This window comes from Mesorhizobium sp. M0938 (genome assembly GCF_040319125.1).
In the GTDB taxonomy this organism is placed as follows: domain Bacteria; phylum Pseudomonadota; class Alphaproteobacteria; order Rhizobiales; family Rhizobiaceae; genus Mesorhizobium; species Mesorhizobium robiniae.
Genome location: NZ_JAMYNS010000003.1, coordinates 238,822 through 254,175, shown reverse-complemented (window position 1 = coordinate 254,175; position 15,354 = coordinate 238,822). Strand labels below are relative to the sequence as shown.

The window sequence follows — 15,354 nt, the reverse complement described above, 5'->3', positions numbered from 1 at the left end:
ATGCGCCCCTTCGCTTACGAAAGACCGACCAATGTTTCCGCGGCCGTCGCCGCCGCCTCGCATTCTACTGATGCGCGCGTTCCCCCGACGCAGGCCAACGCGCAATTCATCGCCGGCGGCACCAATATGGCCGACTACATGAAGCTTGGCGTTGCGCAGCCCGAGCGTCTGCTCGACCTCAACGGTCTGGCCGAACCGGCCTTGCGGCAGATCAGGATCAGCGACGACACCATCCGTTTCGGCGCGCTGGTTCGCATGGGCGAGGCGGCAGACAGGGCCGAGATCAAGCACCGTTGCCCGCTGCTTGCCGAAAGCCTGAAATTGGCGGCCAGCGGCCAGATCCGCAACATGGCCAGCCTGGCGGGCAATGTGCTGCAGCGGACGCGGTGTGAGTATTTTCGCGAGACATCCTGGCCGTGCAACAAGCGCGAGCCGGGATCCGGTTGCGCAGCCCTGGAAGGCTTGAACCGGCAGCATGCGGTCCTCGGCACCAGTGACGCCTGTATCGCTACCTATCACGGCGATTTCGCCCAGGCCTTGATCGCGCTCGATGCCGTTGTCGAAGCCGAGGGGAGGGAGGGCTTGCGCAGGATACCCTTCGCCAAGCTGCACCACCTGCCCGGCGATACGCCCAACATAGAGACGGATCTGGCGGCCGACGAAGTCATCGTAGCCATCAATGTGCCTTTCCGCGATTGGAGCCGCCGCTCCCGCTTCCTGAAGATACGCGATCGCGAATCCTATGCGTTTGCGCTGGCCTCAGCGGCCGTCGCTCTCGATATGGACGGCGACACGGTCAGACAGGCCCGCATAGCGCTTGGTGGCGTGGCGACCATACCCTGGCGTGCAAGAGCGGCTGAAGAGGCATTGCAAGACAAGGCGCTCGATCGCAATGCCGCCGAGGCTGCTGCCGAAGCCGCATTCGCCGAAGCGAAGCCAAGGGAACACAACGCATTCAAGATCCCGCTCGGCAAACGCACCCTGGTGCGAGCCTTGCTCGAAACACGCGACATGAAGGTTTCATCATGAACCAAGCTGCCCCCGCGCCGAAAGAGAATATGGGAAATCCCGTTCCCCGGATCGATGCCCGCCTGAAGGTTACCGGCCAGGCTGGTTACCCAGCCGACCTTGCGACCGCGAATGTCGCCTACGGCGTGCTTGCCACCAGCACCATCGCCAAGGGCAGCATTTCCGGTCTCCGGCTTAAGGAAGCTCGAGCGGTGCCCGGCGTCCTCGATATCGTCAGCGCCGGTGACATGGACGAGGTCGACAAGCCGAAATTCGGCAATACCGGCGCAAGCTCGATCGCTCCGCTGCACGACAAGACCATCTTCCATGACGGCCAGATCATCGCTCTGGTGGTTGCCGAGACATTCGAGGCGGCGGCGGAGGCGGCTATGCTGATCCGCGCCGACTATGCGCAAGAAACACCCAGCGCCAGCTTCGATTCCCGGGGAACCACGCTCGAGCCTGCCGCCGGCAAAAGTCCGATGTACAAGGAGGACCTTAAAGCCGGCGATTTCGACGCCGCTTATGCTGCGGCTGCGGTGAAGATCGATCAGAAATACTCGACGCCGACCCAGCACCACAATCCGATCGAGCTATTTTCCACGACGGCGTGGTGGCAGGGCGATCAGCTCACCGTGCACGAGCCAAGCCAGAACGTCACCGGCTGGAAGACCGAACTGGCACGGCAATTGAAGATCGACCCGGCCAATGTACGGATCGTCAGTCCGTATATCGGCGGTGCTTTCGGCTCCAAGGGGCCGATGACCGCCCGCACGGCGATCGTAGCGGTCGCGGCCCGCCGCGTCGGCCGGCCGGTGCGCTGCGTAGTCAGCCGCATGCAAGCTTACGACACACAAACCTACAGGGCGGAGACCCGGCACCGCATCCGTATCGGCGCGAACAAGGACGGCCGCATCACCGCCTTCGGTCACGAAGGCTGGGAAGTGACCTCGCGACCCGATCCCTATGTCGTCGGCGGCACCTCGGCAACCAGCCGCATGTATAATTACGGCTCGGTGCTGACGCATGTGTCGCTGGTGCATGCCGACCGCAACACACCCGGCTACATGCGTTCGCCGCCCGAGACGCCCTACGTCTATGCGCTCGAGAACGCCATGGACGAAATGGCAGTGGAACTCGGCATGGATCCGGTCGAATTCCGCCGCATCAACGAGCCGGAAAAGGAGCCGATCGGCGGTAAGCCATTTTCCAGCAGGTCGCTGATCAAATGTTATGACCAGGCCGCAGAGGCCTTCGGCTGGTCAAAGCGCGAAGCGGCCGTCGGTTCGATGCGAGACGGCGACTGGCTTGTCGGCATGGGCTGTGCGACCGCCATCTATCCCACCGCCGCAGCGCCCTGCGCGGCCCGTGTCCGCCTGACCGACGACGGCCATGTTCGTGTCCAGTCCGGCTCGCACGAGATCGGCACCGGCGTGCGCACCGTGGCGGGGCAGATGGCGGCCGAACGGCTTGGCGTCGATATCGACAAGGTGAGCGTCGAGATGGGCGACAGCACCTTGCCGCCGGCGCCGGTCTCTGGCGGCTCGATTTCGACCGCAAGTGTCTGCTCGGCGGTTCTGAAGGCCTGCGACGCGATTCGCGAAAAACTCTTCGCCGCGGCTGTCGGGGAGGGCGGACCGCTGGCGGGCTCCGGCAACGCAAAGCTGGAAATGGAAAAGGAGGCCGTCGTCACCGATGGCGGCAAGTCGGCCAGACTGTCCGACGTCTTCAACGCGATGCAGATCGGCGCGCTCGAGGAATATGCCGAGTTTGCACCGAAAGGCTCGTCGCCTGAGGCGCTGAAGAAACTTTACGCGGGGCAGCCGGAATTCCACGGCGGCGATCAGGACGAGGATTCGGTGAAATACGCCTATGGCGCAGAATTCGTTGAAGTGCGCATCAACAGCTACACGAGGGAAATCCGGGTTCCCCGCATCGTTGGCGCCTTTGCCGCCGGCCGCATCATGAACACGCGCACCGCGCGCAGCCAGTTGATGGGCGGCATGATCTGGGGCATTGGCCAGGCCCTGCACGAGGCGACCGAAATCGACCGGCGCCACGCCCGCTACGTCAACCGCGACCTGCAGGACTATCTGGTGCCGGTCAACGCCGACATAAAGCAGCTTGAGGTAATCCTCGTCCCGGAAGTCGATCACGCGGTCAACCCGGCCGGCGTCAAGGGCTTGGGCGAACTCGGCAATGTCGGAACAGCAGCCGCAGTCGCAAGCGCGGTGTATCACGCCACCGGCAGGCGTATCCGCGATCTGCCGATCAGAATAGAGGATTTAATAGTGTAGTTTGTTCCGGTAACGGATTGAGACTACAGAGGTATTCGCCGTTTCTTTGCGGCGCTAATTTCGTCGGGCCACCAGATCGGAAATGTAGCGTTGCAGGGAAACCGTGCCACGCTCGGGATTTGTGGGCAATTCTAGCTCGTCCAGAGTAACGGCGGTCATGCGCGCATACGATTCGGCAGCGGCTTTGGAAAAGCCCATGCCCTCAAAAGTTTCTTGCCATTTTTCGCGCGGAGCCGTCACCACCTGAATGTCTTTTTGCAATTCGTCGCTCAGACAAGCTGCGACATCGGACGCAGTGTAGCGCGCCGGGCCTTCGACATAGTGCATACCTGTCTGTTCGATTGGCTCTTTCAGCAGACGGGCGGCGGTGCGCCCGAGGTCGTCCGGTGCCACCATCGGCAATCTGAAGTCCGCCGGGAAAAATGTGTTCACCACACCATCCTGCTCCGCAGTTCCAAGAGCAAAATCCCAGTTGCTCATATAATATGCCGCCCGGATGATGCTGGCAGGGATCGGCTGGGCATGCAGTTTCTGCTCCAACTCGTGGAGGACGTTCAGGTCGCCGCATCGGTCGCCGGGCCGGGCGCCGTAGGTTGATTGGGCGACGATCTTTCGCAATCCAGATCCTTCAAGCGCCGCAGTGATGGCGGCGACGGTTTTACGCTCTTCAACGTCCGTGTCGGTCGATGGGTCGGCCGGCGGATTGAGCAGAAACAGCCGCTCGCCTTGACGAAAAACCTGGCGAAGGACCTCGCTGTCGTGGGCATCCGCCACCGCGATTTCGGCGCCACGCCGGGTCCAGTCGGCGCCTTTGGCTTGGTCGCGAGTTACGATGGTGACCGCTTCGCCCTGCTGTAGAAGCGACATAGCTGCAGCAGAACCAACATGGCCGGTGCCTCCGAGAATGATATGCATGGATCATCCCTTTCTCTCTATTCCTCCGGGGCGGTGGCAGGAGCCGTATAGCGGCGACGTACTGCATCCAGAACATGCTTGCGGCTTTCCTGCGCCGAGAGCTTTTCGTCCTTTTCTGCTTCGGCGGTTTCGCGCGCCAGCTCCTTGTCCCTGATCTGGTGGCGAAACCATTCGGAATAGTCGCCGGCGCGCAGGTGATGCTCCCAGGTCCCGTCATCGATGCCTTCGGCGATCTGCGCGAAAATCATCAAATTGTGGGCGCGCAGGTTCATCGCGTTGTCGGGACCTCTGAAATAGAAGCTGCCGGCCTCGTCGAGTTGACCTTCTGCATATTTGCGGCTGTGACGCTTGAGCGACTGGCGCGGCTCGATCGCTTTGACCATGGCAATTTTCTTGCGGGTTTGCGGTCGCCAGAACAACACGCGCTCGCCTTTTGGCGATGGGATATCCTTTGGCGGCTTGGTGTCCGTCTCACGACAAAACGCCTTGATGACATTCTTGGCCTTGGGGCCAAGCGCAATGGCGGCAGTGACCAGACGCAGGGCATCGGTCGAGATCGCTTCCGGATGAACGGTGATCAGGACAGTGCCCGGTAATTCCAACGATAGAACGGCGCGCGTGTCGTCGCGCTTCTTGGGCAGAAGATGATGCGCTTCGTCGATGACCAGCCAATGCGGCCTCGCTGTGCGGAAGCGGAAACTGCCGAGGCCGGGCAGCAGATCGGCAAAGAAGTCCGGCCGCTCATTGACCCGCAGTGCCAGCCCATTGACGACCACATTGGTGTCCGGCTTGTCGATCAGGTCGAGCACTTGTGCCTTTGTCGGTGCGCTTGAGCCGTCGCCTATCCGGACGGCGCCTTCGAGGCCGTCGTAATCGCCTTCCGGGTCGAAAATGCAGAACTGAAAGCCGCTCTCGACGAAGCGTTCCGTCAGCGCGGTGGCCAAGGTGGATTTGCCGATGCCGGAGCTTCCGGCGATCAGAACCGTGTCGGTCGGCGTCAGATAGACTTCGTCGCCGCCGACCGAGCCGAGGAGGATGCCGTCGCGGCGTTTTCGGACAAGTTCCCGATCACGCTTCACCAGTTTCTCGATCAGTTCCTCGACGCCTTTTCCACGGGCGCCGCGCGTCACCAGGTCGGCTGTGTCCTTGACCGCCGCAAGTGCATTGTCGACAGCGACGCTGCAGCCGCATGCCTGCAGGAAGGCATGATCATTTTCAGCATCGCCAATGCCAACCACATTGTGTGGCGACAGCTTCAGGTCCTCAAGCGCGGCGGCCAGCCCGGTTGCCTTGTTGATGCCGCTCGGCAGCACCATCACCGCGCCCTTGTTGAAGATGATTTCCAGCTCCAGCCCTAAGTTCTTGATGACCTCAAGAACTGTTGCCTGGTGTGGTTCCCAGGTGGCAACGATCGACCGTCCGACTGAAAGCGGCTTGACGCCGTGTTTCTTCAGCTTGGCGACGAATTTGGGCGCCGGTGCCGGTGAAATCGTGCGTTCTTCCTCGCTGGCAGGCGTGTAGATCAACGCCCCATTTTCGGCGACGACCTTGTCGAACAGGCCGAGCTCGGGAAAAACGCGCTTGAGGTCGGGCAGTTCTCGTCCCGTGACCAGAATGAGTTTGCGGCCGCTTTTCTTGAAGCGTTCGAGGGCGGCAATTGTCTTTTCAGCGACGATCCCCTCGTGAGCCAGCGTGCCGTCATAGTCTGTTGCCAAGGCAATGAAATACATCTATCGACCATTTCATGTCTGAGATCGCCGCCACCGTCACACGCTAGGTCGCACGACGAGGCATACCGTTCCGCAGTGTGATCGAGCCGAGCGGACGATCGTGGCGGCGCAGGGCACCCACTCAGTAGCCGCCGATAATCGGCAGTATCTCGCCGGTGATGTAGCTCGAGCAGTGCGGCGAGGCGAGAAACACATAGGCCGGCGCGATCTCCTCCGGTTGCGCCGGCCGTTTCATTGGCGTGTCTGCGCCAAACTTCGAAACGTCACCGGCTTCCTTGTCCGACGGGTTGAGCGGCGTCCATACCGGACCTGGCGCCACGGCGTTCACCCGAATCCCCTTTTCGATAAGGTTGCCCGAAAGCGCACGCGTAAAGGCATGAATGCCACCCTTGGTCATCGAATAGTCGACCAGTTGCTTCGAGCCCTCGATGCCGGTTATGGAGCCGCTGTTGATGATCGCCGAACCGGGCTTCATGTGCGGCACAGCCTCCTGCGCCATGTGGAAATAGCCGTAGAGGTTGGTCTTCAGCGCCGTGTCGAAATGCTCTTCGGTCAGCTCGGTGAATTCGGTGGAATGGATCTGGAAGGCGGCGTTGTTGACCAGCACGTCTATCCGGCCAAATTCCTTCACCACCTCAGCCACCGCATTGTGGCAGTGGTCGCGTTCGCTGACGTCCGCCTTGACCAGCATGCAGCGCCGGCCTTCGGCTTCCACTGCCGCCTTGGTCTTTTCGGCATCCTTGTCCTCGGACAGATAGACGATCGCCACGTCGGCGCCTTCACGCGCATAGAGCACGGCCACTGCGCGGCCGATGCCGGAATCGCCGCCGGTAATGACAGCCACTTTGCCGTCGAGCTTTTTCGATCCGATATAAAATGGCGCATCGTAAAGCGGCGCCGGCTCGATCGCCCATTCGTGCCCCGGCTTCGGCTGGTGCTGCTCTGGAAAGGGCGGCTCGGGATATTTGCGTGCTCCGGCCTGCATGGCGCCTTGCTGCTTGCCGTTGCCCTTCGATTTGTCCTTGGCATCGATGCCGCGCTGGATGTGGCGCTGCTTGGCGGCCTCGCCGGCGATTTCCGATTTCATCTGCATGGCTGTCTCCTTGGCTTGGAGAAGGAACAACGCATGTCGGGCGAAAAAGTTTACGCGATGGCGTCGATTAAGCGGGGCTCATTGCCACCATTCGGGGAAGGCCGTGCCTGCGGCTTTGGCCAGCGTCGCGATCTCCTCGTCGGGAACCGAGCTGTAAGGCCAGAGCAGTCGCGGGCCAAGCGACGCCCAGCCACCGGCCGCCGCCATCGCCTTGTCGAGCGCCGCATCGCTGACATCGTAGCGAGCGCGAAAAGGCAGAACGTGGGCGGCGAGAAAGGCCTGGATACGCGTCTCGATTTCAGCAGCGGCTGCCGCGTCGGTGCGGATCATATGCCACCACGTCACAGCGCCCTTCGGGCTCAGGCAGGCGACGTTGGAATAGCTGCCATGGGCGCCCTGGGCAAAGCCCGTCGCCAGCGTATGGCCGGGCACGAAAACCGAAAATCCCGGCAGTTCGCGGCGCATGTCGGCGTACCAGCTGGCGTCGCCGCCCGGCAGCTTGGCGCCGACCAGCGACGGCACGGCGCGCAGCCTGGCGATGCCTTCGAGCGTCAGGCGGCGCTTGGCGTGCGATGGATTGTAGAGCACCAGCGGCATGTCAGGTGCGGTCTCGCACAGGCCGCCGACGAAGCGCATGACCTCGTCGTCGCTGGGCGGCCACCAGTCGGGCAAGGTGAATTGCACCGCCGCCGGGCGAAGCGCCGAAACCCGCATCAGCCGCTCGCGCGCAACGCGCGGATTGGACTGGCTGATGCCGATCTGGAAGGGCAGGCGTGCGCGGCCGGCTATCGCGGCCACCAGGTCGCAAAGCCGGTCGAACTCGGGTTCGGTCTGGCAGTGGAATTCGCAGGCCGTGCCGTTGGAATAGATGCCGTCGACACCGGTCGCGCAGAGCCGCGCGATCGTCTCTTCCGTCGCGTCCCAGTCGATTGCTCCGCGATTGTCGATGGCCAGCATCACCGCGCCCCAGACGCCGCGCGGCGCATGTGCAGGTAAGTGGGCCAGATGGCCCGGTTCAGCGCGCACCGGCGATCTCGTGCTCGCGCCGGGTTTCGTTCGACGCAAAAGCGGCCTCGATGATGCCAATGATCTTGCGTCCATAGGCACCGTCGACCGGCACCGGCTTGTCGTCGGCAATGGCATCGCGCATCGCCGTCCATTCGCGCACCAGCGCGTTGTGCATCCAGTTCGGCTCGAACGAGCCTGGCAGGTCGGTCCAGGCCGTATCGCGGCCAAGCATCGTGCCGCGGTCCATGTCGATGCGCAGCGTTCCCTGCTCGCAGACCAGGTCCATGGCGTAGGTGGTCGCGCCATTGCGATAGCCGATGCTCTGCACCTGGCCGAGCCCGCCGCCGGCGAAGCGCAGACCGAGCAGGGCGGTATCGTCGGCTTCCTGGTCATGGAACTTGGCCCCGAGCATGGCGCTCACCGACACGACATCGTCATCCATCAGCCAGACCAGGCGGTCGAGCGCATGAATGCCGGCCGTCAACAGCATGCCGCCGCCGGTTGCCTTGCGCAGATGCCAGTCGCGGCGATTGTGCTCCATCCACAGCTTGATGATCCAGCTCGATCCGATGAGCGGCCGGCCGAGCGCCCCTTCCTGCAGCGCCTGCCTGGCCGCCATGCAGGGCAGGGCGAAATGCATGAGATGGGCAACCATCAGCTTGACGCCACTGGCGGCCACGGCGGCATTGATTGCATCGCAGGCAGCCGCCGTCGGCGCCATCGGCTTTTCGAGCATGATGTGCTTGCCGGCCTTTACCGCCCCGATCGCCATTTCGGCATGGAGATGGTGAGGGCTGGCGATGAGGACGGCGTCGACATCCTTGTCGTCCAGCAGCTTGCGCCAGTCGGTGTAGCCGCGACCACCGTGCTCGCTGGTGAAGCCGGCCAGGGCATCGTTATTGCCGCGGCTCGACGCGACGAGATGCAGGCCGTGCACTTCCTTGATTGCCCTTGCGTGGGCCCCGCCGAAATCGCCCGCTCCGATAATGCCTATTCCAATCATCGTCCTGCCTTTTCATACGCGGCGTCGATCAGCGACATCGCCGCAACATAGTCATCGATCGAAATCGCCGGCGGCGCTTTTCGAGCCAGCCGGTCGAGCGTGTCGCTCATGCATAGCCGGTAGCGCGTCGCCGGCAATTCGATCGGCAAGTCGACGATAGCGCCATCGTCGAGCGTCGCACAGATGGCGCGCTCGCCATAGTCGATGAGGGTCGCATTCTCACTGGCGATGCGCCATTCGAAGTCACCGCCGGGGCGCATCGACGCGAAAGTGTATCCGGCCTCGACGACGAACAACGCTCCGGCATCATCTTCCAGCACAAGCAGCGCATGGTCCTCGACCGCGGCGCGGTGAATGCGGTTCTCGATCGAAACGGCTGTCAGCCCAAGCCTGCCGGTTGCCAGGCTGAGCGCGGCGTCGACGCCGTGGATGCCGAGATTCCTCAGCGCGCCGCCGCCACCGATCGCCGGATCCACGACCCAGGCGACGCCGTCGGCCGCATAGCGCTGCGGCGGACCATTGACCAGACGAAACTGGCAATGCGCAACCGCACCGGCGCGGCCCTGCTGGCGCAGCCGTTCAAAGGCAGTGACGGCCGGTCCAAAGCGGTTGGGCAGGGGAACACTGACAAAGGCCCGATGCTGCCTCGCCAGGTCGCGCAGCGCGGCCAACGCCCCGGTGCTGCTCGCCGCCGGCTTTTCCAGGATCAGCGGTATGCCGGCTGCGATAATGGCGCGCGCCCGCGCAGGCACCGTCGAAGGATGTCCCATCAGCAGGATCACTTCAGGCGGGCTGGAGAGGATTTTCGCGAAATCCGCAATGAACGGCAAATGATGACGCGTCGCGAAGGCGCGCGCGTGGTCCGCGTCCTCATCCCAAATGCCGGCAATCTCGGCACCACAAGCGTGTGCGGCGTCGAGATGCATTTCGGCGTGCCAATGGCTTGAGCCGGCCAGGACAATCTTCATTTCAGTGACCAATCCTCTTACTTGCAGGATATCCTACAAGTCGCTATGCTACAAGCATCGACCGCTTTACAACGCGCCATCGGGCGCAATTGCAGCGGCGCTGGGAGCAAAATGTCGGAACCCAAGTCCATCGAGCCGCTGACCCGACCGCCGCTGCTTCACGTCAGCGTGCAGGAGAGCCTCAGGAAATATATCCAGAGCAACAAGCTCAAGGCGGGGGATCCCTTGCCTCCGGAGACCTTCCTGGCGCAGCGGCTCGGCGTCGGCCGCAACTCGGTGCGCGAAGCGATCAAGGCGCTGGAGTCGATCGGCATCCTGGAGACGCGTCGCGGCATCGGCGTGTTCGTCAAGGAATTCTCGTTCAAGCCCTTGCTGGATAATCTGGCATATGGCCTGCAGGATTCGTTGCGCGACGTGGAAGAGCTGCGCGAGATCCGCCGCGTCCTTGAAACCGGCCTCATCGCCAAGACCATCGAGATGATCAGCGCCGACGACATCGCCGCGCTGCGCCAGCTGACCGAAAGCATGCGGCGGCGCGCCGAGCGCCAGGAGAGCTTTGCCGAAGAGGACCAGCAATTCCATCAGCTGCTGTTCCGCTGTCAGAACAATCACATGCTGAGCGCGCTGATCGACATCTTCTGGGTGGCGTTCAACAAGGCCTCGAACTTCACCAGCCTCGACAATCCGACACCGCTGGCGACGTGGCGCGACCATCACGAGATCGTCGAGGCCGTCGCCGCCAAGGATGTCGACCGGGCGCGTCAGCGCCTCGACGATCACTACAGGGGGATTCAGCAAGTCATCGCCAAAAACCGAGCGACCTGACCCAACACCAAACTACCTGACAATGCCAAGGGAGGAAACCATGCGCATCAAGACTATAGCTCGTCATCTGGCCGTCACCGGGCTGCTGCTCGGCGGCATCAGCCTGGCCACCAGCGTCCAGGCACAGGACGCCAAGACCATAACCGGCGGCTTCGACGTCGGCCCCGGCGGCTTTCCCAAGAACTTCAATCCGCTGGCTGCGACCGGCGGCTTTACCTGGCTCAGCACCTATTTCGAACCGCTGGTCATCTTCAACGCCGAACTGACCGAACTCGAAGGCGATCTGGCCAAGGACTACAAGGTCAGCGACGATCAGCTGACCTACACGTTCAATCTTGTCCAAGAGAGCTGGCACGACGGCAAGCCGTTCACATCCAAGGACGTCAAGTTCACGCTTGAGCTCGCCAGGAACAAAGCGTCCGGCAGTCTGTTTGCCGCGCGTCTCGGCGACATCGCGTCGGTCGACGCGCCGGACGATCGCACCGTCGTCGTCAAATTGTCGAAGCCCAACGGCTCCTTCCTGTCCATTCTCTCGCAGGTGATGATCCTGCCGGAGCATGCGCTGGCCGCGATGCCACCGGAAACGCTGGCCACAAGTACTTGGTGGTCCACCACTCCGATCGGCACCGGCCCCTTCAAATTCAATCGCTATGTCAGCGATCAATATGTCGAGCTGGCCGCGGATGACGACTATCGCGGCGGCAAGCCGAAGGCCGACGTGCTCATCAACCGGTATTTCGAGAGCCCGGCGGCGGCCGTTGCCGCGCTGCGCGCCGGCGAGATCCAGTTCACCTATGTCGAGCCCGACGACGCGGTGTCCTTCAAAAGCGACAGCAATTTCAAGGTGATCGAGGGCGCTTCTTATGTAGTCAACTACATCGGGCTCAACCAGAAGGTCGAGCTCTTCAGAGATGTCCGCGTCCGCCAGGCGATCATGTACGCGATCGATCGCAATGCCATCATCGAGAGCCTCTATGGCGGCGCGGCCAAACCGGCCAATTGCGGCTACGTCGCGCCGCATCTGCTTCCCGAAGGCCTCGAACCCTACGCTTACGATCCGGCAAAGGCCAAGGCTCTGCTTGCTGAGGCGGGTTGGGACAAGATCAACGGCGACAAGCCCATCACCTTGCTGACTTATTATGGCTCGCCGCAAGCGGCCAATGTGATGGCCGCCATCCAGTCGATGCTGGCCGAGGTCGGGATCAATGTTGTGCCGCGTGTCGTCGATACGCCGACCTACAACGGCATCGTCTACAAGGAAGGTACGCCGGACTGGAACGCATTCGCGATGGTCTATGCCGGCCTGCAGAACGGTCCGAATCCGGCCGGCATCAGCCCTGGTCTCAACAAGTCCCAGATTCCGCCGGCAGGCTTCAACACCATGCGCATCGAGTTCGACGATCTGAGCGCTGCATTGGACGCCGCGCTCGGCCAGACCGACCCGGCCAAGATCGATCAATCCTGGCAGGAAGTCTGCAAGGTGATGAACAAGGATGTGCCCTGGGCGACATTATGGGTGGCCAACCGCTATGGCGTCGCCTCCAACAAGCTGCGTGACTTTGTCTGGACGCCGGCGCCGGCCGGCGGTCCTTATGCGGCTCATCCGGAACGCTGGGACATCCAGTAAAAACGCCTGGCGGGCCGCTGCCGGCCCCGCCGTGAAAGGGGCCGGCACCATGCCGGCTCCGCTCTCCATCACTACGGACCGCCAATGCTGAGTTTCATTGCCCGCCGCAGCGCTACAGGACTGTTGATGCTGGTCGCCTTGAGCGTCCTCATCTTCGTCCTTCTGCGACTGGCGCCCGGCGATCCGATCGACGCCTATATCAACCCGTCCAGCCCGATGTCTGCGTCCGACCTCGAAGTCCTGCGTGACCGGCTTGGGCTCGACCAGCCGCTTCCCGTGCAATATCTCGCCTGGCTTCGCGCAGCACTCAGCGGCGACTTCGGCTATTCGATCCAGCGCAGCGGCGTTGCCGTGCTGCCGCTGGTCATGGAGCGCATCGGCCCAACCGCGCTCCTGATGGGCACCGGCCTGGCCATCGCCATCGTGCTTGGCATTTCCGCCGGCATCTTCAGCGCCGTCCGCCGCAACGCGCTGCCCGACATCGCGCTGTCGGTGGTTTCTTTCATAGGCATCTCCAGCCCGGCTTTTCTGACGGCACTTCTCGGATTGTATTTTTTCTCGGTGTTGCTGCGCTGGGCGCCATCTGGCGGCATGCAGACCGCCGGCGCACCTTTTTCCGTATCGGACGTGCTCGCGCACCTCGTGCTGCCCGCCTGCCTATTGTCCATCGGACACGCCGCGCTGATCATGCGCTACATGCGCGCGTCGCTGCTGGAAGTGCTCAACCAGGACTATGTGCGGACCGCGCGTGCCAAGGGGGTGCGCGAATTCTGGGTGATCATCAAGCACGCGACTCGCAATGCGCTTTTGCCTGTCATCACCCTGATCGGATCAACAGTCGGCATCGCGATCGGCGGCGCCATCTTCCTCGAAAGCGTGTTCAACTGGCCGGGCATGGGCCTGCTGCTGGTCAACGCCGTAGGCACACGGGATTACCCGGTGATCATGGGCGCCACTCTGGTAATCGGCATTTGCGTCATTCTGGTCAATCTCCTGACCGACATTGTCTATGCCGTCGTCGACCCGCGCATTCAGGTGTCGTGATGACGATCACCGCGCCAGACCCGACAGTCGAACCGACAGCCGTGCCGCAAACCAAAGGACCGCTCCGCCGCGCGCTCGACCGCTTCTTCGAGAATCGTGCGGCGCGCGCCGGTCTGCTTATCGTCGTCCCCATCCTGCTGGCGGTTTCGACCTATCCTTTATGGTGGCCGTTCAGCCCCAACGCCATCGATCTCAGGGCGATCAACAAGGGACCGTCCGCCATTCATTGGCTGGGCAGCGATGGCGTCGGCCGCGACGTCATGGCCCGGTTGCTGCAAGGCGGGCGGGTCTCGCTACTGGTCGCCGTCTGCTCCGTCGCCATCTCGATCGTCATCGGCTTTCTGGTCGGCGCCGTCGCCAGCTTTGGCGGGCGTGTTGTCGACGGCACGGTGATGCGCTTCGTCGACCTCGCAATGACGCTGCCGCCGGTGATCTTTTTGCTCGTGCTCGCTTCGATTGCCGGCACCGGCATTGCACCGACCATTCTGGTGATCTCGCTGCTCTCCTGGCCGGTGCTGTCGCGCATGGTGCGCGCCCGGCTGCTCGAATTGCGCGAGCGCGACTTCGTCGTCGCCGCCCGCGGCATGGGGGCGGGACTGCCGCATCTCCTGTTCCGTCACGGCCTGCCGAACTGCATCGACATTCTTGTCGTCTACGCCACGCTGCAGATCGCCAACGCCATCCTGCTCGAAGCCGGCCTCTCCTTCCTCGGCCTCGGCATCGCGCCACCCGAAGCCAGCTGGGGCAACATGCTCAATCTCGCCCGCTCCACCGTGGTGCTCGAACAATATCCCTGGCAATGGATGTTTCCCGGCGCCGTACTCGTGCTCACCGTCCTGGCCATCAACTTCATCGGCGATGGCCTGCGCGATGCATTCGACCCCCGTTCCGATCTCAACTGACCTGAAGGTTTTCAAAATGCCCCTGTTTACCGGCGTCGTGCCACCTGTCGTCACCCCGCTTCATGCCGATTTCAGTGTCGACTTCCCGTCGTTCACGCGAACGATCGAGAACCTGCTCGACGGCGGCGTTCATGGGCTCTTCGTGCTCGGCTCGACCAGCGAGGTCGTCTTCCATGACGAGGCTGGCCGCAGAGCGATTATCGAGCACGCGGTCGAGGTCAACAATGGCCGCGTGCCGATCTTTGCCGGGGTCATCGACCCGACAACCGATCGTGTCATCAACCATGCCCGGATAGCCAGATCGGCCGGCGCCGACGCCGTTGTAGTCACAGCGCCCTTCTATACCCGCACCAGCCAGCCCGAGATCGGCGATCACTTCCGCTATATCAAGGATGCGGTCGACATTCCCATCATCGCCTACGACATCCCGGTCTGCGTCCACGTCAAGCTGGAGCGTAAGACCACCGTCGCCCTTGCCCATGAGGGCGTTATCGCCGGCATCAAGGATTCCAGCGGCGATGACGGCAATCTGCGTTATGTGCTCAAGGACATGGCCAACGACTCTGATTTTTTCGGCATGACCGGGTCCGAGATCCTGGTCGACAGCGTGCTTGCCATGGGCGCGCATGGTGTCGTGCCGGGCCTCGCCAATGTCGATCCGCACGGCTACGTCAAGCTGTGGAACCTGATGCAGGCGGGTCAGTACGCCGAAGCCCGCCTGGAGCAGGAGCGGCTGTTGAAGCTGTTCGAGATCGTCTGGATCTCGCTCGGCAGGACAAGCGCCGGCTCGGCCGGCGTCGGCGCCTTCAAGACCGCAATGAAGAGCCTCGGCATCATCGCCTCCAACACCATGGCGCGGCCGCAACGCAGCTTGAACGACGAGGAGACCGCAAAGGTCGAAATCATCCTTCGCGACGTCGGCTTGTTGCGCTGA

At 62.6% G+C, this 15,354-nt stretch carries 13 protein-coding genes; 7 read left to right on the top strand and 6 right to left on the bottom strand.

All coding sequences use genetic code 11. The features are described from left to right. Both NKH73_RS06470 and NKH73_RS06465 read left to right on the top strand, forming a co-directional pair. Positions 1–1,029, top strand: a complete 1,029-nt coding sequence (locus tag NKH73_RS06470) for an FAD binding domain-containing protein (protein WP_352929206.1) — start codon at positions 1–3, stop codon at positions 1,027–1,029. Beyond that, on the top strand, positions 1,026–3,305 hold the full coding sequence (locus NKH73_RS06465) for a xanthine dehydrogenase family protein molybdopterin-binding subunit (RefSeq protein ID WP_352929204.1): 2,280 nt from the start codon (positions 1,026–1,028) through the stop codon (positions 3,303–3,305). Before NKH73_RS06470 ends, NKH73_RS06465 begins: the two co-directional genes overlap by 4 nt. A 54-nt stretch (positions 3,306–3,359) precedes the next feature. On the opposite strand, the gene NKH73_RS06460 is transcribed toward NKH73_RS06465, so the two are convergent. The 6 genes from NKH73_RS06460 to NKH73_RS06435 form a co-directional block, all read right to left on the bottom strand. Further along, positions 3,360–4,220 carry an NmrA family NAD(P)-binding protein gene (locus NKH73_RS06460; RefSeq protein ID WP_352929202.1) on the bottom strand — a complete coding sequence of 287 codons (861 nt, stop codon included), beginning with the start codon at positions 4,218–4,220 and terminating at the stop codon, positions 3,360–3,362. Between the two features lie 17 nt (positions 4,221–4,237). Next, positions 4,238–5,950: an HAD family hydrolase gene (locus NKH73_RS06455; RefSeq protein WP_352929200.1), complete on the bottom strand. Its 1,713-nt coding sequence runs from the start codon at positions 5,948–5,950 to the stop codon at positions 4,238–4,240. A 121-nt stretch (positions 5,951–6,071) separates the two neighbouring features. Next, the gene (locus NKH73_RS06450) at positions 6,072–7,043 is read right to left on the bottom strand and encodes an SDR family oxidoreductase (RefSeq protein ID WP_352929198.1); all 972 of its coding nucleotides are present in this window, start codon (positions 7,041–7,043) and stop codon (positions 6,072–6,074) included. 78 nt (positions 7,044–7,121) lie between these two features. After that, a complete protein-coding gene (locus NKH73_RS06445) occupies positions 7,122–8,069 on the bottom strand; it encodes a dihydrodipicolinate synthase family protein (protein WP_352929196.1) in 948 nt (315 codons plus the stop codon). Next, the gene (locus NKH73_RS06440; protein ID WP_352929194.1) at positions 8,059–9,054 is read right to left on the bottom strand and encodes a Gfo/Idh/MocA family protein; all 996 of its coding nucleotides are present in this window, start codon (positions 9,052–9,054) and stop codon (positions 8,059–8,061) included. Before NKH73_RS06440 ends, NKH73_RS06445 begins: the two co-directional genes overlap by 11 nt. After that, on the bottom strand, positions 9,051–10,022 hold the full coding sequence (locus NKH73_RS06435) for a Gfo/Idh/MocA family protein (protein ID WP_352929192.1): 972 nt from the start codon (positions 10,020–10,022) through the stop codon (positions 9,051–9,053). Before NKH73_RS06435 ends, NKH73_RS06440 begins: the two co-directional genes overlap by 4 nt. A gap of 111 nt (positions 10,023–10,133) precedes the next feature. On the opposite strand from NKH73_RS06435, the gene NKH73_RS06430 reads away from it, so the two are divergent. From NKH73_RS06430 to NKH73_RS06410, 5 genes are all read left to right on the top strand, one after another. Next, entirely contained in the window at positions 10,134–10,847 is a 714-nt protein-coding gene (locus NKH73_RS06430; RefSeq protein WP_352929190.1) for a FadR/GntR family transcriptional regulator, read from the top strand. 40 nt (positions 10,848–10,887) lie between these two features. Continuing rightward, positions 10,888–12,474, top strand: a complete 1,587-nt coding sequence (locus NKH73_RS06425; RefSeq protein WP_352929188.1) for an ABC transporter substrate-binding protein — start codon at positions 10,888–10,890, stop codon at positions 12,472–12,474. Positions 12,475–12,558: 84 nt separating this feature from the next. Then, positions 12,559–13,518 carry an ABC transporter permease gene (locus NKH73_RS06420; RefSeq protein ID WP_352929186.1) on the top strand — a complete coding sequence of 320 codons (960 nt, stop codon included), beginning with the start codon at positions 12,559–12,561 and terminating at the stop codon, positions 13,516–13,518. Next, the gene (locus tag NKH73_RS06415; protein ID WP_352929184.1) at positions 13,518–14,420 is read left to right on the top strand and encodes an ABC transporter permease; all 903 of its coding nucleotides are present in this window, start codon (positions 13,518–13,520) and stop codon (positions 14,418–14,420) included. Before NKH73_RS06420 ends, NKH73_RS06415 begins: the two co-directional genes overlap by 1 nt. 16 nt (positions 14,421–14,436) lie before the next feature. After that, positions 14,437–15,354: a dihydrodipicolinate synthase family protein gene (locus tag NKH73_RS06410; RefSeq protein WP_352929182.1), complete on the top strand. Its 918-nt coding sequence runs from the start codon at positions 14,437–14,439 to the stop codon at positions 15,352–15,354.

Excerpts from the sequence above, each read along its gene's own strand:
- NKH73_RS06470 (WP_352929206.1), top strand. The coding sequence starts at position 1 with ATGCGCCCCTTCGCTTACGAAAGACCGACCAATGTTTCCGCGGCCGTC.
- NKH73_RS06465 (WP_352929204.1), top strand. The coding sequence starts at position 1,026 with ATGAACCAAGCTGCCCCCGCGCCGAAAGAGAATATGGGAAATCCCGTT.
- NKH73_RS06460 (WP_352929202.1), bottom strand. The coding sequence starts at position 4,220 with ATGCATATCATTCTCGGAGGCACCGGCCATGTTGGTTCTGCTGCAGCT.
- NKH73_RS06455 (WP_352929200.1), bottom strand. The coding sequence starts at position 5,950 with ATGTATTTCATTGCCTTGGCAACAGACTATGACGGCACGCTGGCTCAC.
- NKH73_RS06450 (WP_352929198.1), bottom strand. The coding sequence starts at position 7,043 with ATGCAGATGAAATCGGAAATCGCCGGCGAGGCCGCCAAGCAGCGCCAC.
- NKH73_RS06440 (WP_352929194.1), bottom strand. The coding sequence starts at position 9,054 with ATGATTGGAATAGGCATTATCGGAGCGGGCGATTTCGGCGGGGCCCAC.
- NKH73_RS06435 (WP_352929192.1), bottom strand. The coding sequence starts at position 10,022 with ATGAAGATTGTCCTGGCCGGCTCAAGCCATTGGCACGCCGAAATGCAT.
- NKH73_RS06430 (WP_352929190.1), top strand. The coding sequence starts at position 10,134 with ATGTCGGAACCCAAGTCCATCGAGCCGCTGACCCGACCGCCGCTGCTT.
- NKH73_RS06425 (WP_352929188.1), top strand. The coding sequence starts at position 10,888 with ATGCGCATCAAGACTATAGCTCGTCATCTGGCCGTCACCGGGCTGCTG.
- NKH73_RS06420 (WP_352929186.1), top strand. The coding sequence starts at position 12,559 with ATGCTGAGTTTCATTGCCCGCCGCAGCGCTACAGGACTGTTGATGCTG.
- NKH73_RS06415 (WP_352929184.1), top strand. The coding sequence starts at position 13,518 with ATGACGATCACCGCGCCAGACCCGACAGTCGAACCGACAGCCGTGCCG.
- NKH73_RS06410 (WP_352929182.1), top strand. The coding sequence starts at position 14,437 with ATGCCCCTGTTTACCGGCGTCGTGCCACCTGTCGTCACCCCGCTTCAT.